Raw genomic sequence first — 22,469 nt, 5'->3', positions numbered from 1 at the left:
AAAAATTGAGGTTTAAAATCAAAACGGATAACCAATGGCCAAACTCAAACGAAGGTTGTCTTTTCGCCACTGTGAGGATAGCGGTCGAAAATCCTTAAAAGTCCAACGCTCTCCTTTGGGTAGAAAAGGGCTATGAATAGGTGTTGCTAAGTCAAAACGAATCAAGAAAAAATCAAAATCCAGTCGTAAGCCAAAACCTGCTCCAATGGCTATTTCATCCAGTATTTTATCCAACTTCAATTGCCCTTTGGAGGGATTGTCGGGATTCGATTCCTTTATCCAGCCTCCTGGCCGATTTGGATCATAATCAAGCAGCCAGATATTTCCTGCATCTACAAAAAATGCTCCTTTAAAAAATGAAAACATGTCAAAGCGGTACTCTATGTTCATTTCCAATTTTATGTCTCCCGCTTGGTCAAAAAAGCCAACTTGATTGTTGGCAGTTTCATCAGTATTTATGTAACTTCCTGGTCCCAAAGTTCTAAAGCGATAAGCCCTAATGCTATTGGTACCACCAATAAAAAACTGCTTGATATAGGGTAGTACTTCCGAATTGCTATAAGGAACACCTATTCCTCCAACAAATCGAGTGGCGAGTACACTGCCCGTTGAGAAATTTCTAAAAAATCTCACATCACCGTCAATTCGAGCATACTGCGTGACAGGCACATTGAGAAACTCATAAGGTTTTGTGCCATTTTTATTGAATAATCCTGCAAGTAACCTAAACAAATTACCAGAAACATCGCCCGTAATTCGGTGATAAAGCAGGTTTCCAGAGCCATTGTAACTGGGATTGGAGTAGGTATGGGTGTAGTTCAAACCCATGATAACAATATCTTGAAAGCTCGTTTTTAGGCGGGGATTGGCAAGTAAAAGAGAGTCAAATGCAGGTTGTGTATTAGACAAATCTACCAATGACAGCACAATAGGGTTGATTTCATGCCAAGTTTTAGGGCTATCTTGCCATTTATATCCAAAACTGATATTGGCAGCATTATAATTATAAAAATTCAGTCGTTTTTGTAGATTGTAATTGATATTTAAGTGGGTATAAGGGATGTAGTATTGCGAAGGGCTTTTAATCTTAAAAGGTGTGATAAACCACGGAAAAGTCAAATCCAATGCAGGATTGAGGTCAATAATGTTAATCAAGCCTCCTTTACCCTGCAATTGTGTTTCTAAACCACCCGTCAAACTCAGTTCCAATCGTTCTGCTCCACGAAAAGTATTTTTATTAGTATAAGAAAATTTACCAGAAATCCCTAAGAAATCTCCAACACCATTTTTATGACTCACTTCAAAATCTGCTCCCAATTGTCGCCAAACACTTGGAGTAAGATATAGGTAACTATCCAAATAATGCTGTCCAGTGATACTATCCACAAAAGGCTCATACTTAATGTTTATAAACTTAAAAATCCCCAAAGACATCAAGCGATTAACCGTAAAGTCATGGGATTTTTGAGCAAATAACACCCCTTTCTTCAGAAGCGTATTTTTGTCAATCGGTTTGGGTTGGATATTGTTTTTAGAATTGATAAATGTAAAATAGCGATACAACAAAGTATCGTTTTCGCTGGGAGGAATCATCTTATCCAAAGTATAATTGGGAAACACAAAAATATCATTGTAGATATAATCGTAGTGTTGTGTAGAGTCGGAAGGTTCAGCAATGTTCACTTTTATTTTTGTATTCAAATCTCCCAATGTACTGTCGACTTCAAAAAAAACATAATTTTTATTGAAATCATAATAGCCTGCATTTCTAATATCATAAGTCAGCCGATTGCGTTCCTCTACTATATTGGACAGTTGATAAGGCTCCTCAAGTTTCAATGCACTAGAAGATCTTTTGTCTTTCACAACTTTTCCCACACCCGTTTCGGCAATTGGAAATTCTACCTCACTGATTACATATTGTCCATTACTTTCAACATGGTAAACAACATCTGCCAGCGTACTATCTCTTTTAAAAGTGCTAACATGAGATACTTTTGAGCCAAAATAGCCTTGATCTTTAAGGTACTTCTCCATTTTTATCGTCGAAATCTGAAGTTTAGAGGTATCATAAAGCGTAGGAGCTTCTCCAAATCGATTTTTGAGCCACGCTCTAAACCCTTTTTCCTTTTTAGATTTACTAGCAAAATGATAAAAAGCCAAATTAGGGCGAAAAATTAAAAACTTTCTATTAGGAATAGGACGAGAAAGCAAATATAAGTCATCGCTCAACTTTATTTTTTTATTCATCACCTCTGTACTATCGAAAACAATACTTGTTGAATTGTGAAGTACATCGCCCTCACCCAAAGTTTTCAATCCAGTACAACTACTAAAAAAAGCAACTGATAAACTATATAAAATAATTAAAAACAAGTAATTATAATAAGGCTTTCGCATAATGGCTAAAATAATAAAATTCGAAAATAAACTTCAAATAAACAACGCTTCAAAGGCTCTTAGGTTAACTATTTGATTTCCTTATTACCTTTGCAGCACATTTCTACACAATAGCATTAAAACATTCATCTATGCGTACTTTTGGACTCATTGGATATCCATTATCCCACACTTTTTCGCCCACCTACTTCAATGAAAAGTTCTTTAGAGAAGAAATTGAAGATGCAAGCTACAATGCTTATCCTCTACAAAATATAACAGAAATAAAAAATTTAATTCATAAAACCCCCTATTTAAAAGGTCTAAACGTAACCATTCCCTATAAAGAAGCCGTAATTCCTTTTTTAGATGAAATTAGCAACGAAGCACAGGCCATAGGCGCAGTTAACACTATTCGGATTGACAAAGATGGTAAAAAAATAGGCTTCAATACAGATGCATATGGTTTTGAAACCTCCTTACAGCCCCTATTGAAACCACACCACCAAAAAGCATTGGTACTCGGAACAGGAGGAGCATCTAAAGCAGTAACCTATGTACTGAAAAGACTAGGTATCACCTATCGCTTAGTATCTCGAAATCCATCTGCAAACCAATTGAAGTACGATGAAATAGACGAAGAAATAATGAATACCCACCACCTAATCATTCATACAACACCTCTCGGAATGTCACCCAACATAAACGATTTTCCAGACATTCCTTATCAATATGCAAGCCCAAAACATTTATTTTTTGATTTGATTTACAATCCCGAAAAAACAATTTTTCTAATTAAAGGAAAGCTAAAAGGTGCAGCCTTCAAAAATGGGATGGAAATGCTTTATCTTCAAGCAGAAAAATCGTGGGAATTATGGAACATATAGTCAAGTTTTCTAAGTAAATTTTTTATACAAAAAAATATTTCCCTAACTTTGCGCTCCTAAAAAAGGAATGTGTCATAAAAACGTCATACAAAAAACTATTTTATAACTAATTGTTAAGGAGTTTAAACCATAATAATCAAAAAATAAATAGTAGAAATTATTTTTAATATGGCTGAAAAATAATCTTAGTTCTTTGAAACTAATCCATTGCAAAACCTAAATGCACTTCAATAATACCCACAAAACAATATCGAATCTATTATTTAAATATTACTTATCAAAAGACCATATCTAAATCAACCCATAGACTTTGCATATTTTTTTTTGAATAAACTTAGATATCACTTATGAGTAGGTTTACCAAATTTTTAATCTTAGTCGTATTGTTATTTGTAATAGATGCGACTTTCACCACTCTCTCTGCAAATAAGAGTACCCCAACCAAATTTTCAGTATTACACTACATTAACCAATATAAAAACATTGCCATCAACGAGATGCAACGCACTCGTATTCCTGCAAGTATTACTTTAGCACAAGGAATTCTAGAATCAGCTTACGGCAACAGCTATTTAGCCCGCAGTGCAAACAATCATTTTGGCATTAAATGCCACAGCAGTTGGTCAGGAAAAACAGTTTATGCCAATGACGATGAAGACTTAGAGTGCTTTAGAAAATACACCACAGGTGGAACATCTTATCGAGACCACTCCAATTTTTTGGCAAATAACAGCCGCTATTCTTTTCTATTTAGATACAAACCAAGTGATTATCGTTCATGGGCAACAGGTCTGGGCAAAGCAGGTTATGCCACCAATACCCAATATGGTAGTCACCTCATTCGCATCATAGAAAGATACCAACTCCATACTTTTGACAGAAGCAAAGAACAACTTCAACAAGAGAAATTAGATCGCATTATGCGTGATTACCAACTTTTATTGAAAGGCATGATGAATGAAGAAGATTTGTATCCCACTTGGTTTATAAACGATCGCCCATCACAACCAAGTTTGTTAAGCTCTATCAAACGACGTACACCAATGATGACCACTACTTATGGTTGGAGTAGTACAACAGATACTGAAAGTACAGTAGCCAAAGCGGAAGAAAAATCCAGTCCTAAGATAATTGCCAGTGCTAAGCTACCCTCTATTGCTAAACCAGAACCAAAAACAGTTGCACCTAAAAAAGTAGTAAAGACCGTTGTTGTGGCTTCTAATAAGAAAACTGCAACAAAGACTACAATTGCAGAAGTCAAAAAAACAATACCAAAACCTGTTGTTAAAAAAGAAGCAGAACCGAGTAAAAATACGATTGCTGCTACTAAACCAACTCCAAAGAAAAAGGAAGAGGTAAAGCCAAAGGTTGTTTCCAAACCAGAGAAAAGCGTAGCAGTGGCAGAAGTTACTCCTAAACCAAGTAAAAAAACAGTTAAAACGGAAGCTAAAGCAGACCTATTCACCGCTTTGAATAGTTGGAAAAAAAAGAACAGTACAACAAACGAAAAGGCAATTACTACAAAGGAAACGCCAAAGCCAAATGCTTCAAGCAAAATTACCCACACCGTCAAAGAAGGAGAAACCCTATATGGATTGGCACGCAAGTACAATACAAAAGTGGAGCAAATCAAAAAAAGCAATGGACTTGCAGACACAAATATAAAGCCTGGTACAAGATTGGTCATTGAGCCATAAATCCACCAAAGAAAATCTCAGTGACAAATTCAGGTTTAGATTTAAGAGCCGCCTATTGATTCATTTCTATAGGCGGCTTTTCTATTTGAAGAAACAATATTTTGACCAATAGACTACCATCTTTTTTTTGGAGGTATGAATCAAATATTTGTAGTTTCGTTTTTTCATAAGAAACCAACTGCCAATATACATGCAAGAAGAACAACACAACCGTATTGATGAAATAAAGATAACTTTAAACCTACCTCTTTATACCACCAACGCCCTCCTATTGCGAAAAGTCATCTTGAGGCATCAGCACCGAATTCTTCAAGAGTTAATAACGCTAAAAGTAGATTTGGACGATTACAATCCTACTACTTACCGAAATCCATTGGTCGTTGCAGCACACTGTAACAATGAGTTTGCTTTTCAGTTATTAATTGATACAAAAGTGACTGTGACACCAGCATTAGCTGTGGGAGAACTCATCCCTTTTCTAATCAAAAAACGCCAAAATGTGATGTTGAAGAGCCTACTTCAATCAGATATGGCAATGGATATTGACAGTGTAGATATTCCTATATTGGGGATTCCTCTGATTGCCCATGCCATTTCAACTAATAATTTGGAAGCATTGATAATATTGATTGAAGTAGGTGCAAATGTAAATGCTAAGTTCAGAGACATTACCCCACTTGATTTTGCAGAAATATTGCACAGAACCGAAATGATAGCAGTTCTCACCAAAGCAGGCGGAAAACCAGCATAAAAACATTTGAAAAATAACATATATTTTAATCAAATATTTTGAAGGTGCAAATCAAAAAGAAAATTTATTTTTTTTGTCATAAAAGGTGACAGATGATAAAAAAAGCCGTCTTTAGGAGGATGAAAAGTGAAAGAGTAATAACATCCCTTATTATTCCCAAACTTAAAGTCATGATAGCAATTAGGTGTTGGTAATTACTTCAATTATCAACACCTTTTTCTTTTTACTTTGTGTGATATTCCGTATTTTATAAAAACTTTAGACTTTGGACGAAATTTGTGTTTAGTGATTACAAATTTTGTATGGTATTGAACCAGTTACGATTAAACCAACCATTTAAGGCAGCATTATTTGGACTCTTGAAAATTACCCCATAAGTTCAAGAGTCCAAATAATGGTTTGAGTCACAAAAAACTAACTGTCAAATACTTGAAAACAAGCATTTTTCAAGTATTTTTCAAGTATTTGATAACTCTAAATCTGTCCAAAGTCTAAAAAAACTCCCCCTCCTGAAGAACAAGATGCTATCCTTTGAATAATTACAAAATACTCAGAGTTATACCGTGAAATTTGATGAATGAAAAATTAAACTAAGATATGACTTAATTGTTTGAAACGATTAAAAGTGAAAAATGAAAATATTTCAATGCAGTAATTGCAACCATCCTGTTTTTTTTGAAAATACGCTTTGTGAATCCTGCGGACATTGGTTGGGATACTTAGATGGTGAATTTGAGATGTATGCTTTGAATCCAAACCAAAAAAATAGTTGGCAGCTTTTCGCAGATAAACCAGACCTTTATCAATATTGTGGCAACTTTGCTTACAATGCCTGTAATTGGTTGATACCTCTCAACCATAGGCACGAATTGTGTACAGCCTGCCAAATCAATCGTGTCATTCCAAATTCACAAGATGCAGATGACTTGGATAAATGGCAGCGGTTAGAAAGAGCCAAACATCGTTTGGTTTATAGCTTACAGCGATTTGAACTACCCATACAGAATAAAGTGGATAACCCTGAAAATGGCTTGGCATTTGATTTTTTGTCTAATAAAAATAGAGCAGAAGACGAACCCAACGTACTTACAGGACATGCCAATGGTGTCATTACTTTGAACATTGAAGAAGCCGATTCCGCCTACCGAGAATATATGCGTAAGAAAATGGATGAACCTTATCGAACTTTGATTGGTCATTTTCGCCATGAAATTGGACATTACTATTGGGATGTATTGGTTCGACCAAATCTAGAAATTTTGACAGAATATCGGGAAAAATTTGGAGATGAACGTATAGATTACGGTGAGGCTTTAGAAAAATATTATAAAGAAGGCCCCTCTCCTTCTTGGCAGCATAGTTATATTAGTGAATACGCAACTGCCCATTCATGGGAAGATTGGGCAGAGACATGGGCGCATTACCTACACCTAATTGATACTTTAGAAACGGCTTATGCTTTTGGTCTGAGTCTGCACCCCAACCTGCAAAAGGTATCAACCATGAATATGCAAGCAGGTTTTAATCCATATTACCAAACCGATTTTGATAGAATTATTGAAGCTTGTGCATCGCTCACTTTTGCAATCAATAGCCTTAATCGCAGTATGGGGCAGCCTGATTTATACCCTTTTATTTTTAATCCTTCCATAGTAGAGAAGTTACGCTTTGTTCATCATTTGTTGATAAACTATAGAGCGTTATGAGAAGGCAATGAAAAGAATTTCTCCTCTCCACAGAAGGATTTGAATTTTCTCCTTGTCTAAAGAGAAATTCTTCATCAAAAAATAAAAAACGTGAAGTACATCTTCTTTTCATTTTGGTTCTTTGACAAAATCTGTGATTTGAGACTTCGGAATTTTAAATGGCAGAAAGCAAAATCAAGCCCTTCAATGGTATTTCGATTGGCTTGATAGGTTTAATTTTAATAATTCTTTTGAAGTGCCTCAAGATTAAATAGCCATCAACCACCCTATTTCAAAAGAAAGCATAGAGCCATTGCTCCTAAAATCGAAATCTTCAACAGGTTCTCCTTCCTCATAAAAAAGGATGTTGCCAGTTAATGGCATCGGAAGCCCTCTGCCTGTTCTATTGACAACTGCCAATCTCAAAATATTTGACTTGTCTGTTTTTTGGGAAGGTAAGACAAAATCTGTGAGCAAACCGAATAGGTAATATTGACTCCCTTGATTGCTAAAATCATAATTGACTTCCAAAGCTCTTTCGCATCCAGAAGGGTCAAAACTGAATGGAGGAAGGGAAATTATATTGTCGCAATTTTTTCTTGATAAACTCCTTCCTCCCCATCCTTCGTTTTTCCAATTGATTCCATATCCCGTCATCATTCCCCAATACATTTTTTTCTGGGCATTGAAGGGTTGGCGGAAGATTACGTTCAATCCAGTGGTCAAATTGGGCTGCCATTCGGAGAAGTTGGCTTGTGGGCGTATTGGGAAGTCGTTTGTATAAAATTTATCTGCTGAAACTCGGTAATGTTTGGCGTGAAAACCTACACTCAATTGCAATGCCCACGCATCACTCAGATGGTAGCTGAGGTTTGCTTCGGTTGGAATGGCAAATCCTATTTTATCAGAAAAGTTGACCTCCTTGTCTATTGTTGTCGAGACACCTCCAAAGCCTGTAGAAAAGCCCCAATAGAGTTTTTGGTTTTGGTTTTGACTTTGGGCAAAACTGCAAAAAGAAACCAATAAGAGGGATAGTAGTAAGGTAGTTTTTGAAGTCGTCATTTTTTAATGAATTTGAATGTAAGCAGTAAATTAAAATGAAAAAACACACTGATAAACAGTTATTTAAAGAATTTTGATTGTTAAGATAAATATGGCTGACTACTTATTGTTGCCAATTTTCGCTAAGTTCAAACTGATTGTATTGAATCCAACTTTTTTCGCCTTCACAAATAATGTGTGTATGTACTTCGAGTTCTGCTTGTACAAAACACATACGGTTGTGACTACAAATATACTTAGAAAAGACGTGGATAGAACAATTTATTTCATTGAAATTGTTAATATAATTAAAAATCATGCAAAGTCTAAAGTAATGTTTATTAATATGGATTGCGAAAACTGATTTTGGTATTTGAACGCAGAGATAGAGAGGCGGAGAGATTTTAATTAACTTGTTTTGAAGACCTTGGAACTTATTTTTGAAGTGCAGGGGAACTTTCCTCCCTGAATCACAGTTATACCCAACACATTCAAAAACAAATAAAAATTTCGTGACCCAACAATTCACATATCCACAAAAGCAGTCTTTGCTTACTTCATTTGCAGAAAACATTGCAGCGAAGTTGTTGGGCGTTCTCATGTCTTTTCTTCAATAAACAGATTGAAGTAGAATCCTTTACTTCAAAATTCCCTTTCCTTATTTTATTCATTCATTTCTAAAGCCGATTGCTTACTTTTGCAGTTGGTTAGATTAAAAGAAAAGACAATGACTTCAAATCCTAAAAGATATTTGATTACGGCTGCTTTACCTTATGCAAATGGGCCTTTGCACATTGGACATTTGGCAGGAGCCTATATCCCTTCCGACATTTATGTGCGTTATTTGCGCTTGACGGGAGCAGACGTTTGTTTTGTGTGTGGCTCGGACGAACACGGTGCAGCGATTACGCTAAGGGCTAAAAAAGAAGGCATTACAGCGCAAGATATTGTGGACAAATACCATCCGATGATCAAAGAGAGCTTTGAAAAGTTTGGGATTGACTTCGATATTTACCACCGAACTTCTGCCCAACTTCACCACGAAACTTCCCAAGAAATTTTCACCAACCTCTACGACAAAGGTATTTTCAACGAAAGAACAAGTGAGCAATACTACGACGAAGAATACCAACAGTTTTTGGCAGACCGCTACATCAAAGGCACTTGCCCAAAATGTGGGTACGAAGAAGCGTATGGCGATCAATGCGAAAAATGTGGTTCGGCTTTGAGTCCTACGGAATTGATCGACCCAAAATCTACTTTGAGCGAATCAACGCCTGTTTTGAAGGAAACAACACATTGGTATTTGCCAATGAATGATTTTCAGGATTGGGTGAAAAACTGGATTGAAGAAGCACAAGAAACCGAATCTTGGAAAAAACACGTTTTCGGGCAGTGCCGTTCTTGGATTGAAGGAGGTTTGTATGAACGTTCGATGACCCGTGATTTGGATTGGGGAGTGAAGGTTCCTTTGCCAAATGCAGAGGGCAAGGTGTTGTATGTGTGGTTGGATGCGCCGATTGGCTATATTTCTGCCACAAAGGCTTTGCGAGACGATTGGAAGGACTATTGGCAAGATGCGGACTCCAAATTGGTGCATTTTATTGGGAAAGACAACATTGTGTTTCACTGCATCATTTTCCCGATTATCCTTCATGCGGCTGGCGAATACATATTGCCAACGAATGTACCTGCAAATCAGTTTTTGAATTTGGAGGGCGATAAATTGTCGACTTCAAGGAATTGGGCGGTTTGGTTGCACGAATACCTCGAAGATTTCCCTGGTCAAGAGGATGTATTGCGCTATGTTTTGACGGTCAATATGCCCGAAACGAAAGACAGTGAGTTCACTTGGCAGGACTTCAAGGAGCGCAACAACAAAGAGTTGGTGGGTTTGTTGGGTAATTTTGTGAACCGTGCTTTGGTCTTGTTGCACAAATATTTTGATGGCATTATTCCTGCAAGTCATTCGGAAGTCGAAGGTGCGGACGAAATTGACCGATTATTGGAGGAAATGCCCAAAGAATTGGACGGTTTTATCCATCAATATGAGTTCCGCAAGGCATTGGATGTGGTGATGAATTTGGCGGCTGTCGGCAACAAGTTTTTGCAAGACCATGAACCGTGGCATTTAATCAAAACGGACGAGGCCAAAACTGCGGCGGTTTTGGCGCATTCGCTGAAATTGGTGACTTGGCTTTCGGTCTATCTCGAACCGTTTTTGCCTTTTTCTGCACCCAAAATTCAGGCTTTGCTCAATCTGACGGGAGCACAACGCTCGGCGGTTTTGTTGGGTAAATATCCGCTTGAAGCAGGTCACATTACTGCAAAACCTTCTCTTTTGTTCCCAAAAATTGACGATGAAACGATTGAACTTCAATTGGAGAAATTGCGTCAAAACAAGGCATTGAAGGAAGCGGAAACAGCGCAAGTTGTTGAAGAAACTGCTTCAATTGCATACACGCCTTTGAAGGATACGATTCAATACGATGATTTTGCGAAACTCGATATTCGTACAGGGACGATTTTGGAGGCAGAAAAAGTGAAGAAGGCGGATAAGTTGCTGAAATTGAGGGTCAATATTGGATTGGAGGAAAGAACGGTCGTTTCGGGTATTGCAGAACATTACGCACCTGAAGACATTATTGGTCGAAAGGTTTTGTTGCTCGCCAATCTTGCGCCTCGAAAGTTGAAAGGGATTGAGAGTCAAGGAATGATTTTGATGGCTACGAATTCAGATGGCAAATTGGTTTTTGCTGGGGCTGGAGACGAAGGTGGAGAGGGTAGTGTGGTGAGCTAAATCGCAGATTTTTCGGATTAGAGGATTTCGCAGATGCTTATTGGTAGTGGAAATTGAACATTGATTTAGGAAAGGTTTTGATAAGCAGTAAACTCTTTATTTACAATTAAATATACCATTCCCCAAAGAACTTTTTTAGGCTCTTTGGGGAATTTTTGTAAGTAGTGAAATCTTCTCAAATATTTTGGAGTAGGTGGTGTTACCTTTAATCTCGGCATTAGTCTATACTACGCTTTTAGATTTTTTTAACCTTAAAAAACAAAAAATGAAATTCAATGCGTTGGTTTTCGGACTTATTGCTGTTATTCTGACCTTTAGTTCTTGCGTTTCTAAGAAAAAGTACAATTCCTTGTTGTCTGAAAAGGAATCTCTTGAAATGCGGATGAAAACTACTCCCAAGACACCCAATAAAGATGAACAATTGAAGGGTGAACTGCAAAGAAAAGATGCGGAATTGGATGCTATTCGTGCAAAAATAAAAGAGAGCAATGACAAGATTCAAAAATTGAAGGCTGCTATCGAACAAGCTTTTGCAGATAGCCAAAATCCTGATATTCAGATTCAAGAAAAAAACGGTAAATTGTATGTCATTCTACCCAACCAAATTTTATACAAAAGTGGGAGTGCAGATTTGGATGCAAAAGGAATCGAAATGATTGAAACGATTGCTGCTATTTTTATAAAAAATCAAGGCTTGGATATAGATGTGGAAGGGCATACGGATAATGTGCCTATTAGCACCAAAAAATATGCAGATAACTGGGATTTGAGTGTGGCTCGTGCGGTAAATGTGGTACGAAAACTGACTGATTCAAAAGTGAATCCTGCTCGTTTGTCGGCTGTAGGAAATGGAGAGTTTTATCCTATTATAGATAATTCGACACCAGAAAACAGACAGCAAAACCGCAGAACGGAATTTGTGATAACTCCTAAAATTACAGGCCTTTACCAGCTGCTAAATGATTTGTAATGTGATGCTGTGGATTTTGCATTGCGCCGACTAACAAACAATAACACAAAGATTTTATGGCTCATTGATGGAGAAAAACAATAAAATTCTTCGTCAATGGGCTTTTTTTTGTTTACAATTTTATTCTAAGAGAATCAGTATATTCTACAGAAGGAGCAGGAATTTTAATTATCTCTCCTGTTTCTTCGTCCAATACTTCTTTGAAATCTCCTTTTATTGCTTTGAGCATGGTTTCTCTTTCCTTCTTTAGGGCTTTCAAACGTTCTATTTCATTGTTTAAATTTTCCCAATACTCATCAATAGAATAATCAAATTTACGTATTTTGATTTGTGTTACTCTTGCACTTGCATATTCAAAATCCTTGCGCCCCTCTTCTTTTGCTCTTTTTAAAGTTTCTCCTCTTACTTCCCAAATGAGGGTTTTTAAATAGACCTCATAACGCTTAAACTCAACATACACTTTCAATAAATCATAATTTGGGCTCGCCATAATTTCACTTGCATGTTGTTGAGCTAATGCAATCAAATCAGATTTATTACATTTTCTATCTATTTGTCCTATGGTTTTGATGATTTTCGACATCAGATGAATGATTTAACTTTAATATAGACATAATCGATAACAAGGTATAAAATTGTTTTGTTACTGCAAAATAATTTTGTATATTGCTGTCATTCTAAATATACAAAACCTCACAAGTTATGAACTCTTTCGCCTTTACTTCAAAAACACTCCTTTTCCTCCTCCTTTTCATCAGCACAACTGCAATTTTCCATTCTTGCCTCAAAGAGCAGAACTTCATTGACACACCCTTGACTCCGCTCAATGGCACAGAACCTTTCACCACACCGACTTCCCGCGAAATAGTGGTGACTAGCATTTTTGGCTTGGTGGTGGATGAAAACGACAATCCCGTAGCGAACAGTGAAGTTTCACTGCAAACAATAAGAGGCATCAAAACCACAACAACGGATGCACAAGGAAATTTCCTCTACTCCAATGTCATGGTCTTGAAAGAAGGTGCTTTACTGAAAGTGGCGCAATCTGGAATGTTTGATGCTTTTCGCAAAATGAGTTTGACCAAAAATAGCTACAACTACACCAAAATCAAACTCTTGGATAAAAACATCATTGGTTCGATTTCTGCAATCGAAGGCGGAACACTGCAAGATGTTTCGAGTTCTGCAAAAGTGCAACTAAACGCCAACAGTGTTCGATATGAAAATGGCGAAGACTATACAGGAGATGTAGAGGTTGTGATGTCTTGGATTGATCCAACTGCCGAGGATTTGGCCTCCAGAATGGTAGGAGATTTGAGTGGGATAGACAAAGAGGGTAAACCCGTAGCTTTGGGCACTTTTGGGATGCTGAATGTGGAATTATTGGCAGGAAATGGGAAGGAATTGCAGCTCAAAGAAGGAATATCTACCACGCTTTCTTTTCCCGTTCCTGCCGAAATTTTAAACCAAGCTCCTCCAACGATTCCGCTTTGGTCGTTTGACGAAAATTTGGGAACATGGGTAGAGGAAGGTACTGCAGCATTGGAGAATGGTTTTTATGTGGGAGAAGTTGGGCATTTTAGTTCTTGGAATGTGGATATAAAAACAAATCCTATTTCGGTTAGAGGGAAAGTTTTTGTCAGAATGAATGAAGAAGATATGGAAATTCCTTATTTGGAGGTCTTGGTCGACATTGAAGGAATAGCACAAGTAGGTGGTTTTTTGGACGATAGTGGCGAATTTGAGTTTTATAATTTCCCTGCAAATACGGCTTTTACGCTTTCTATTTTAAGTGTGTGTGGAGAAATTTTGTGGGAAGAAGAATTGGGCCCTTATGCAAGCGATACTGAATTGGAAACAATTGTAGTGCAGTCCGCAGACAGTAATTTTGTGACGGTCAGTGGCTCTGGTGTGGATTGTGACGGAAATGCTGTTGAAAATGGAGATGTCAAATTTGAATTGAATAGTATTGTTTCTTCTTTCTACCCTTTGCAGGAAAATGGCACTTTTGAATTTGTGGCAAATGTATGTGAGGCAACTCAAGGCAAACTCAGCATCATAGACTCCAAGAATAAAAGAACAAGTTTCCCCGTACCCATTGACTTTTCAGATACGCCTATTGCGTTGAGTCCTTTAGCGGTTTGCGATGAATTGGAAACCTATTTTTACATCACTATAAATGGCTTCGAAACAGACTGTTCATTTAGTTTAGAAGCGAATGTGGATGACGAAAACAACTTGTCGGTTAAAGGATGGACTTATAATTACTATAGTTTTGCCGAAATACTCACAGAAAATGTAGTAGGCGTTGGGATATATCCGCAAACAACTTTATCTTTATTTGATTACGATGTTTTTTCAGAATATGAGGTACTATTGGAAATAACCGAATTTGGACAGAATCCGGGCAATGTCATTCAAGGAAAATTTTATGGCAATTATCCCATTGTAGGAGAATTCAAAGCGATTGTCCAATAACCCTACTTCTTCCGCCGTTTCCGAATCAATCCCTCTTGCACTACCGACGCCACCAATGTACCATCTTTTGTAAAGATATTGCCACGGTTAAAACCCCTTGTACCCGAAGCACTTGGGCTATCCAAAGCATACAAGAGCCATTCGTCCATCCGAAAATCCCGATGGAACCACATGGCGTGGTCAATACTTGCAAATTGGAGTTCAGTATCATTTACCACATCTCGATGCGGCAAAACCGAAGTGCCCAACAGATTGTAGTCAGAAGCATAGGCCAATGCTTCGCAGTGCAAAGCTTTCAAATCCAACATCGAACCTGTAGCCCGCATCCAAACATGGCGAAACGGCTCGTGTTTTCTTTTGTCGAGAGGGTGAAAACGTTCTACGGGACGAAACTCAATAGGACGGGGCGTTTGATAGCGTTTGTAGGCTTCGGGAGCTTCCTCTTTCCAAGTTTCCGAAAGCTCTATATCTGTCAATAAAGCTTCGGGAGGTGGTACGTTTGGCATGGTGATTTGATGGTCCAGCCCCTCTTGATTGAGCTGAAACGAGGCAGCCATGTTGAAAATCGGGCGACCTTTTTGGATGGCAACGACCCGACGAGTCGTAAAACTTCCGCCATCTCTAATCCTGTCCACATCATAGATAATCGGCAGACTCAAATCACCTGGCAAAATGAAATAAGCGTGCATCGAATGAACACATCTATCTTCGGGAACGGTTCGCCGAGCAGCGTTCAAGGACTGCGCCAACACCTGACCACCAAACACAATACCCCACGGAGTTTGGTAGTTATTGCCCCGAAACAGGTTGGCATCCAAGCGTTCTAAATTCAGTAAATTCGATAATTCTTCAACGGTTTGCATATTGTACTATCTTAATTTTTATAATTTTAATCCCATTTTTTCCCTTTGCGATTTTTTGCTCCGCCCTTCAATTTATGGCTACTACTATTTTTACCAAATTTCCCTTTACCCTTGTCTTTCTCCTTATCTTTGATTTTCTCTTTAGGCTTATCCTTCCCCTTATACAATTTGCCACCTTTTCCCTGTTGCAGCATCCATTTTTTCTCATGAAAAGCCCCTTTGAAGTCGGGGTTCTCCTTTCGTTTTTGGTGGTCAATTTCACGAGCCATGTCCTGCGCTTCCTCTTTGGGCGTTTCTTCAATCTTCAAATCGTGTGGAAGCGTAAAAATAGGAATTTGCTGTTTGATGAGTTTTTGGATTTTTCGGAGGTGGTATTTTTCGGCAGGAGTCATGAAAGTGATGGCAGTACCCTCATTTTGCGCCCGACCTGTTCGCCCAACTCGATGCACAAAATCTTCATACACAACAGGTACATCAAAGTTAATCACATGGCTTACCATCGTCACATCAATCCCCCTTGAAGCCACATCCGTTGCCACCAAAACCCGAAGATTACCTTCCTTAAATTCATTCATCGCATTGATACGGGCATTTTGGTCTTTATTGGCGTGAATCACCCGCACTCTATCCTCCATTTTTCGCTCCAAATATTTCGTAATATTGGAAGCCGCCTGTTTGGTTCGCACAAATACCATCACCCGATTGTACCGCTCCTCATCCTCCAACATCCACAGCAAATAATTCAACTTGGTTTTGAAGTTCGGAATCTCATACACCCGTAGCGTAACCGTTTCAACCGTAGTCGCTTGTGGAGCTACTTCAATGCGAATCGCATAGTCAATAAATTCGTCCGCCATCTTCTCCACTTTGGGCGGATAGGTAGCCGAAAAAAGCAAATTTTGGCGTTTGTTGGGCAGCACCTCCTGAATTTTTCGAATTTGTGGCATAAAACCCATATCCATCATTCGGTCAGCTTCATCAATCACCACCCACTTGATTTTCTTAAACTCCAAAAACTTCAACTTATACATATCCATCAAACGTCCAGGCGTAGCCACCACAATATCAGCACCACCCTTTGCTTCCCATTCTTCAATTTGCTGCTTTTTACCCACCCCACCATACAATGCAATCGTTCGGATATTGGTGTATTTCGACAGCATTTTGGCTCTATCTTCAATCTGCATACAAAGCTCACGAGTAGGTGCCAAAACCAAAGCTCTCGGCTGTTCACCTTCCGCATATTTGATTTGAATCAGCATCGGCAACAAATACGCCGCCGTTTTTCCCGTTCCCGTAGGCGCAATTCCAATCACATTTTCGCCTGATTTGACCGCAGGGATTGCCTTCAATTGTATGGGTGTAGGTTCGCTAAAGCCCGCATCTTCAATGGCATTGAGAAATTGACGGGTAAACTTAAATTGTTCAAAAGTTGAGGACATTTTTTTATTGTTTTACTGCTGAATTGTCTTATTGTTGTATGGCTTTTTGTTCTCTATTTTGTCATTTCTCACTTTCAATCAAATCCAAAACCGCCTCCAATTGCGTATCTTTTCCTTCCAAAAAATCACTGTACGTTTGTGTTACTCCAATATTTGGAGGTACGCCTTTATTGAAGGGAACATCCGACTCCACATCATACTCCAATCTAATCAACGGAATACGCACGCTGATTTTGGAGTGAGGCAATGTTTTGACCGTCCAAAAACCTGCAAAAGCGAGATAATAATTACCTCCACTTTCTTCGCCTACAATAGTCGCCCGATTTTTGGAATGCAAATGTGCAGCAAAAAGCGCAGAAGCAGAGTAAGAACCTCCATCTATCAACAAATAAACTTTTCTTTTGTAGCCCAACTTTTGTTTGGGTTGGCGAATTTGGGTGAAACTTTTGCTCGAAATATAGGTGCTATCGGTGCGTTTAAAGCTAAATCCCAACATCAGTTTTTCCCGAAAACCCACATTAGAAACTGCTTTTGCTTTGGCAAGCAAGGCTTTGTTGACACTAAAAGGTTCGGTTTCCAAATATTGCATCAATTTGAAGCTGTTCTTCAATGCTCCTCCGCCATTGCCCCGTACATCAATGATGAGATGTTCAGCTTCTAATTGCTTGATTTCCCGAAAATAAGCCCGCACTTGACCCCAAAAATTTAAGCCGTAATCGCTATCCAAATCCACAAAAGACCGAATTTTCAATACAGCAGTTTCATCATTGAGCCACTCCAAGCTAATATTTTGGGGTGGTTTGCCAAAATGAGTTTTGTAGTTTTGCGCCATAACTTTTGAAGTAAGAGCCGCTATTGAAATAGTTTGATAATCAGTTGTTTTAGGTGTTAAATATTCGATTTGAAAACTATCGGGTCGTCCAAACCATTCTGCAAATCTACTGGTAAAAAAACGTAAGTTGTAGAATTGTTTACCCGTTTCATTGTCACCGTCCGAGCCACGGGTTGTATTGCGGTAAAAAAGTTGGAGAATACTGTCAATCGGCATACCGTTGATTGCCAAAATTTCGACTCCTTTGAAAATCATACTTGTATCTTCCCCATAGTTTTTATTGACCAAGACTTTTCCTTCAATCTGCCTCAATTGCAGCGGAAAATATTTTTTAGGTTTTTTCTTATCGTCCTTATGGGAAGCCAACAGGCGGGTATGTCCGCATTGAAGCTGAAGGATAAGCGGAGCAATTTTTTCTCGAAAATCTACTCTGGAAAGTGGTGTTTGGAGAGATTGATAAATGCTGTCATACAGTTGATTGTAGGTTTCTTTGTCGGTAAAATAATACATTCCAGGATGAATGTCTTCTAACGCTTTTTTCAGAAAAGTTAGGTCTTTTTGAAGTTCTTCAATGGAGATTTTTTTGGGGGGATTGGGTTCTTGTGCGGATAAATTGAAGGTTGAGAAAAAGAAAGCGGTCAGTAACAGCAGTAGTTTGGTTAGTGAAAATGGTAACTGCCTGATTACTCGTGTCATGGGTTTGGTGTTTTTTTGAAGGAGAAAAATTGTATTTACAAGAACGCTAAATTTCTCATCAAATTTCCCTACACATCCGAAATAGACTTCCGCAAAGATTCGGGTGATTCCTTGTAAGCACTTACCGACATTCCTACCTCTTTGCGAAACTGATTAGAAAGGTGTTGAACACTGCTATAGCCCAATTTATCTGCAATTTGGCTCAAAGTCAATTCTTCGTATTCGAGTAGTTCCTTGACCTTTTCGATTTTTTGGAGAATGATGTATTTTTCGATGGTGAGGCCTTCTTGTTTCGAGAACAAGCGACTCAAGCTGCTGTAAGACAAGCCCACTTTTTCGGCAATATAATCGGAGTTTTTGACAGAAAGATTGAATTGTTTGGCGTGGTGAACGATGTCAATAATCGTGCGTTTGACATCTTCCACCAATTGTGTATTTCTATCCTTCACCAACTCAAACCCATTCTCCTGCAATGTATTACCAATCAAATGCACATCCAACATTTGTCCCTTCGGAGCTTTCACTTCAGCCTCACCCAGACTGACTGTTCCCACCTCCAATCCCAATTGAAGCAATTCCTCTCGCACTACTCGAATGCAGCGAGGGCAAACCATGTTTTTGATGTGTAAAGTCATCTTTTTAAAATGCTTATATTGTTGAATGGTTGAATTGCTACATGGTTATATTGTTGAACTACCAAAGCAATATAGCAATCCAATCATTCAGCCATTTACTTATTCCGCTCCCAATAATCTATTTCTTCAATATTGTCCAGAATGTGTAAATAGTTGGAATAGCGAGACATGGCAATTTCGTCATTGACGACAGCCTCTTTCACCGCACATTTTGGTTCATTGCGGTGCAGACAATTGTTAAAACGACATTGGTTCAGCAAAGGTTTAAACTCTCGGAAATAACCAGCTACTTCTTCAATCTCCGTATAAACCAAGCCAAACTCCTTGATACCAGGCGTATCAATCAGGTAAGTATCTTCACCCAATTCGTGCATCGTAGCAAAAGTTGTGGTGTGTTTTCCTTTGCCGCTAAATTTCGATATGGTGTTGGTCGAAAGCTCCAAGTCAGGCATAAAGTGATTGATAATCGTGGATTTACCCACGCCCGAATGCCCCGTCACCAAACTCACCTTGCCCTTCATTTGCGCCTCCAATTTTTCCAGTTGAAAACCCGTTTCAGCAGAAACCAGAATACAGGTATAACCCAAGTTTTCATAAGTCACCTTTGCTTCTTCGTACTTCTCCATATCCTCCTCCGTATAAGCATCTTGTTTATTGAATACCAATACAGTAGGCACACCATACATTTCGGCTGTCACCAAAAAACGGTCCACAAAACCCAGCGATGTTCGAGGATTGGAGAAGGTCAAGACCAACAAGGCCTGGTCGAGATTGGCAGCAATGATTTGACGCTGCCAATAATGACGAGGAGATTGACGAATGATGTAGTTTTCTCGCTCATAAATAGAAGAAATCATTCCTGTACCTTCTTCCATTTCAACCCAATCACCGACTGCAATAGGATTGGTTGTTTTCAATTCATCCAAACGTATTTTGCCCTTTATTTGACATTCAATAGCGGGTAAATCTTGATTTTCGGGCTGAACGATGTACCATTTACCCATTGATTTTAAAACTCTTCCTTTCAATATGAAATGTGTTTGATATAAAAATAAGAAAATGAACTGCTAAGATAAGGAAACAATTAAAATGAAAATCAAAATTGAAATGAAAAATCTGATTTTCAAGTGTTTCAAATTTGTGGTATATCCTTTTTTTGACTCTTAACAGACTTTGAAGCAAACACCAATTGTAATAGGAAAAGTTCAAAAGTAAGCCATATTCTTTGAATTTGAGCTTTGAGTTTGAATTTGAACTTTTGTGATTTCCTTTCAAAAAACTACAATAATGGCCTGCAATTGAATATCTTTGTAGGCATTGTAATCGAGGAGTTTCAAAAAATATTCCATGGTTTTTAATTGCTCTTCATTTTCATTTTAATTTTCATTTAGCAAATATGGCTTTTGTAGTATCAGCACGAAAATACCGCCCTCAAAAATTCAAAGAAGTAGTCGGACAATCCTCCGTCACTACAACCTTGAAGAACGCCCTCAAAAACGACAAGTTGGCGCAATCCTTCTTGTTTTGTGGCCCAAGAGGGGTCGGCAAAACGACTTGTGCAAGGATTTTGGCAAAGGTCATCAACTGCAAAAACGTCACTGAAGACACAGAGCCGTGCGGCACTTGTGCATCCTGTACTTCCTTCAATGAATCTGCTTCCTTCAATATATTTGAGTTGGATGCGGCCTCCAACAATTCGGTGGACGACATTCGTAACCTCATTGAACAAGTGCGTTTTGCGCCACAAGCAGGCAAATACAAAGTCTATATCATTGACGAGGTACACATGCTTTCACAAGCTGCCTTCAATGCGTTTTTGAAGACCTTGGAAGAACCGCCACCCTATGCGATTTTCATTTTGGCGACCACCGAAAAACACAAAATTTTGCCAACGATTTTGTCCCGCTGTCAAATTTTCGATTTTTCACGCATCAAGGTCAGTGATACGGTTGAGCATCTTCAATCTATTTGTGAAGACAAAGGCATTGAAGCAGAACAAGATGCACTCCATATTATTGCCCAAAAAGCGGACGGAGCTTTGCGGGATGCACTTTCGATTTTTGACCGAGTAGCGAGTTTTGCAGAAGGCAAAATCGAATACCAAAAAATCCTACATACACTCAACGTACTCGACTATGATTATTACTTTCAAATAACCGATGCACTATTATCACAAGACCATTCAACTGCATTGGTATTGTACAACGAAATACTGCAAAAAGGCTTCGATGGAGATATTTTTATCAGTGGATTGGCGAGTCATTTTCGAGATGTACTGGTCTGCAAAGACCCTCAAACGGTGCAGCTATTGGAGGTGACAGACAATCTCAAAAATCGCTATGCCCAACAAGCCAATATTACCTCTGGTTCGTTTTTATTGACGGCCTTAAACATTGCCAATCAATGTGAAATCAATTACAAGGCTGCCAAAAACAAGCGATTGCAAGTAGAATTGTGCTTGATGAAAATGTGCTACCTCATGGCTGCAATTGATTTGTCGAAAGAAGCCAAAACAGTAACACATCTTTCGGCTGCGCCAAGAACGCAAGCACGAATTCAAAATACAACTTTGGGAGAAATCAAAGTTCAAACGCAAATCCAACCTCAAAACTCAAATTTAAGCACAAATTCAAATTCGCCCCCTTCAAATGTAGCTGCAAATACAACAACGGTTTCGCCTACAACTCCTCCGAAAGTAGAAGAACCTCAGACTGCCTATCAAACAGTTCCTTCAATGCCAAAGACTGAAGAGCCAACTGCTGATAAATTGAGCATGAGTGAAAAACTGGCTGCTCTAAAATCGAAAAAAGGTACTTCTATTACAGGTTCATTGGCAGGCTTAAAAAAACAAAAGAAGCAAGAAGCTATTGAAGAGGAAAGACGCAAAAAGGAAGAAGAGGAAAAAATAGCCAAAGCAAGAGCCTCTGCCCCAAAATTAGAACTTTCCACCAAAACCATCCAAAATATTTGGTTGTCTTTTGCCGAACAGTTAGATACCGAAAGTAGTAAGGGGCTTTTCAGAGGCATACAACCCGAACTGAAGGGGCAAGAAATACTCGTTACCGTTGCAGGCATTACCCAACAGGGAATTGTTGAAGCACAAAACTACAACTTCTTGAATTTCTTAAAACAACGATTGGGTGAAACAGACTTGACCATTAACATTGAAGTGGACAAAAGCAAGGTAGAAGAACAAACTTCTAATAAATTGTATTCTCCTATTGACCGCTTCAAAAAAATGGTAGAAGAAAATCCTGCTTTGAAGGAAATGCAAGAACGTTTGAATTTGGATATTCAATATTAATCCTTCAAT

Annotated in this window: 16 protein-coding genes; 8 read left to right on the top strand and 8 right to left on the bottom strand. The window is 38.4% G+C overall.

Going from position 1 to position 22,469, the window contains the following annotated elements; translation table 11 throughout:
* Nucleotides 1-18: 18 nt before the first annotated feature.
* The gene (locus R3E32_22360) at nt 19-2,250 is read right to left on the bottom strand and encodes a BamA/TamA family outer membrane protein (GenBank protein ID MEZ4887493.1); all 2,232 of its coding nucleotides are present in this window, start codon (nt 2,248-2,250) and stop codon (nt 19-21) included.
* A gap of 281 nt (nt 2,251-2,531) precedes the next feature.
* On the opposite strand from R3E32_22360, the gene R3E32_22355 reads away from it, so the two are divergent.
* The 4 genes from R3E32_22355 (at nt 2,532) to R3E32_22340 (ending at nt 7,420) form a co-directional block, all read left to right on the top strand.
* Nucleotides 2,532-3,266 carry a shikimate dehydrogenase gene (locus tag R3E32_22355; protein MEZ4887492.1) on the top strand — a complete coding sequence of 245 codons (735 nt, stop codon included), beginning with the start codon at nt 2,532-2,534 and terminating at the stop codon, nt 3,264-3,266.
* Nucleotides 3,267-3,613: 347 nt separating this feature from the next.
* Nucleotides 3,614-4,963 (top strand): glucosaminidase domain-containing protein, encoded by a 1,350-nt coding sequence (locus R3E32_22350; protein ID MEZ4887491.1) that lies wholly within the window; start codon nt 3,614-3,616, stop codon nt 4,961-4,963.
* Nucleotides 4,964-5,153: 190 nt separating this feature from the next.
* A complete protein-coding gene (locus R3E32_22345; GenBank protein ID MEZ4887490.1) occupies nt 5,154-5,714 on the top strand; it encodes a hypothetical protein in 561 nt (186 codons plus the stop codon).
* A 632-nt stretch (nt 5,715-6,346) separates the two neighbouring features.
* Entirely contained in the window at nt 6,347-7,420 is a 1,074-nt protein-coding gene (locus tag R3E32_22340; GenBank protein MEZ4887489.1) for a putative zinc-binding peptidase, read from the top strand.
* A gap of 246 nt (nt 7,421-7,666) precedes the next feature.
* Here R3E32_22340 and R3E32_22335 read toward each other — a convergent pair whose 3' ends face one another.
* Nucleotides 7,667-8,461 carry a hypothetical protein gene (locus R3E32_22335; protein MEZ4887488.1) on the bottom strand — a complete coding sequence of 265 codons (795 nt, stop codon included), beginning with the start codon at nt 8,459-8,461 and terminating at the stop codon, nt 7,667-7,669.
* Nucleotides 8,462-9,167: 706 nt separating this feature from the next.
* Between R3E32_22335 and metG the strand changes: the two genes are divergently transcribed.
* Nucleotides 9,168-11,240 carry a methionine--tRNA ligase gene (metG, locus tag R3E32_22330; protein ID MEZ4887487.1) on the top strand — a complete coding sequence of 691 codons (2,073 nt, stop codon included), beginning with the start codon at nt 9,168-9,170 and terminating at the stop codon, nt 11,238-11,240.
* A gap of 265 nt (nt 11,241-11,505) precedes the next feature.
* Nucleotides 11,506-12,210 carry an OmpA family protein gene (locus tag R3E32_22325; protein ID MEZ4887486.1) on the top strand — a complete coding sequence of 235 codons (705 nt, stop codon included), beginning with the start codon at nt 11,506-11,508 and terminating at the stop codon, nt 12,208-12,210.
* 112 nt (nt 12,211-12,322) lie between these two features.
* Here the strand turns inward: R3E32_22325 and R3E32_22320 are convergent, their stop codons facing one another.
* The gene (locus R3E32_22320) at nt 12,323-12,793 is read right to left on the bottom strand and encodes a hypothetical protein (GenBank protein MEZ4887485.1); all 471 of its coding nucleotides are present in this window, start codon (nt 12,791-12,793) and stop codon (nt 12,323-12,325) included.
* 119 nt (nt 12,794-12,912) lie between these two features.
* Between R3E32_22320 and R3E32_22315 the strand changes: the two genes are divergently transcribed.
* Nucleotides 12,913-14,688 (top strand): astroprincin family protein, encoded by a 1,776-nt coding sequence (locus tag R3E32_22315; protein MEZ4887484.1) that lies wholly within the window; start codon nt 12,913-12,915, stop codon nt 14,686-14,688.
* Between the two features lie 2 nt (nt 14,689-14,690).
* Here the strand turns inward: R3E32_22315 and tesB are convergent, their stop codons facing one another.
* The 5 genes from tesB to rsgA all read right to left on the bottom strand — a co-directional run bounded on the left by tesB (nt 14,691) and on the right by rsgA (nt 20,184).
* Nucleotides 14,691-15,551: an acyl-CoA thioesterase II gene (gene tesB / locus R3E32_22310; protein MEZ4887483.1), complete on the bottom strand. Its 861-nt coding sequence runs from the start codon at nt 15,549-15,551 to the stop codon at nt 14,691-14,693.
* Nucleotides 15,552-15,577: 26 nt separating this feature from the next.
* A complete protein-coding gene (locus tag R3E32_22305) occupies nt 15,578-16,993 on the bottom strand; it encodes a DEAD/DEAH box helicase (protein ID MEZ4887482.1) in 1,416 nt (471 codons plus the stop codon).
* 61 nt (nt 16,994-17,054) lie between these two features.
* Nucleotides 17,055-18,521: a S41 family peptidase gene (locus R3E32_22300; GenBank protein MEZ4887481.1), complete on the bottom strand. Its 1,467-nt coding sequence runs from the start codon at nt 18,519-18,521 to the stop codon at nt 17,055-17,057.
* A 68-nt stretch (nt 18,522-18,589) separates the two neighbouring features.
* Nucleotides 18,590-19,156 (bottom strand): AraC family transcriptional regulator, encoded by a 567-nt coding sequence (locus R3E32_22295; GenBank protein ID MEZ4887480.1) that lies wholly within the window; start codon nt 19,154-19,156, stop codon nt 18,590-18,592.
* A 95-nt stretch (nt 19,157-19,251) separates the two neighbouring features.
* Nucleotides 19,252-20,184 (bottom strand): ribosome small subunit-dependent GTPase A, encoded by a 933-nt coding sequence (rsgA, locus tag R3E32_22290; protein ID MEZ4887479.1) that lies wholly within the window; start codon nt 20,182-20,184, stop codon nt 19,252-19,254.
* Between the two features lie 368 nt (nt 20,185-20,552).
* Between rsgA and R3E32_22285 the strand changes: the two genes are divergently transcribed.
* Complete coding sequence (locus tag R3E32_22285) at nt 20,553-22,460, top strand: DNA polymerase III subunit gamma/tau (GenBank protein MEZ4887478.1); 1,908 nt, start codon at nt 20,553-20,555, stop codon at nt 22,458-22,460.
* Nucleotides 22,461-22,469 lie beyond the last annotated feature (9 nt).

It is taken from the genome of Chitinophagales bacterium, from assembly GCA_041392475.1.
Taxonomy (GTDB): Bacteria; Bacteroidota; Bacteroidia; order Chitinophagales; family UBA2359; genus JAUHXA01.
This window is presented reverse-complemented; position numbering and strand designations above follow the sequence as displayed.

Excerpts from the sequence above, each read along its gene's own strand:
- R3E32_22300 (MEZ4887481.1), bottom strand. The coding sequence starts at position 18,521 with ATGACACGAGTAATCAGGCAGTTACCATTTTCACTAACCAAACTACTG.
- R3E32_22345 (MEZ4887490.1), top strand. The coding sequence starts at position 5,154 with ATGCAAGAAGAACAACACAACCGTATTGATGAAATAAAGATAACTTTA.
- R3E32_22295 (MEZ4887480.1), bottom strand. The coding sequence starts at position 19,156 with ATGACTTTACACATCAAAAACATGGTTTGCCCTCGCTGCATTCGAGTA.
- R3E32_22285 (MEZ4887478.1), top strand. The coding sequence starts at position 20,553 with ATGGCTTTTGTAGTATCAGCACGAAAATACCGCCCTCAAAAATTCAAA.
- R3E32_22325 (MEZ4887486.1), top strand. The coding sequence starts at position 11,506 with ATGAAATTCAATGCGTTGGTTTTCGGACTTATTGCTGTTATTCTGACC.
- R3E32_22305 (MEZ4887482.1), bottom strand. The coding sequence starts at position 16,993 with ATGTCCTCAACTTTTGAACAATTTAAGTTTACCCGTCAATTTCTCAAT.
- R3E32_22315 (MEZ4887484.1), top strand. The coding sequence starts at position 12,913 with ATGAACTCTTTCGCCTTTACTTCAAAAACACTCCTTTTCCTCCTCCTT.
- R3E32_22355 (MEZ4887492.1), top strand. The coding sequence starts at position 2,532 with ATGCGTACTTTTGGACTCATTGGATATCCATTATCCCACACTTTTTCG.
- metG (MEZ4887487.1), top strand. The coding sequence starts at position 9,168 with ATGACTTCAAATCCTAAAAGATATTTGATTACGGCTGCTTTACCTTAT.
- R3E32_22360 (MEZ4887493.1), bottom strand. The coding sequence starts at position 2,250 with ATGAATAAAAAAATAAAGTTGAGCGATGACTTATATTTGCTTTCTCGT.
- tesB (MEZ4887483.1), bottom strand. The coding sequence starts at position 15,551 with ATGCAAACCGTTGAAGAATTATCGAATTTACTGAATTTAGAACGCTTG.
- R3E32_22335 (MEZ4887488.1), bottom strand. The coding sequence starts at position 8,461 with ATGACGACTTCAAAAACTACCTTACTACTATCCCTCTTATTGGTTTCT.
- R3E32_22350 (MEZ4887491.1), top strand. The coding sequence starts at position 3,614 with ATGAGTAGGTTTACCAAATTTTTAATCTTAGTCGTATTGTTATTTGTA.
- R3E32_22320 (MEZ4887485.1), bottom strand. The coding sequence starts at position 12,793 with ATGTCGAAAATCATCAAAACCATAGGACAAATAGATAGAAAATGTAAT.
- R3E32_22340 (MEZ4887489.1), top strand. The coding sequence starts at position 6,347 with ATGAAAATATTTCAATGCAGTAATTGCAACCATCCTGTTTTTTTTGAA.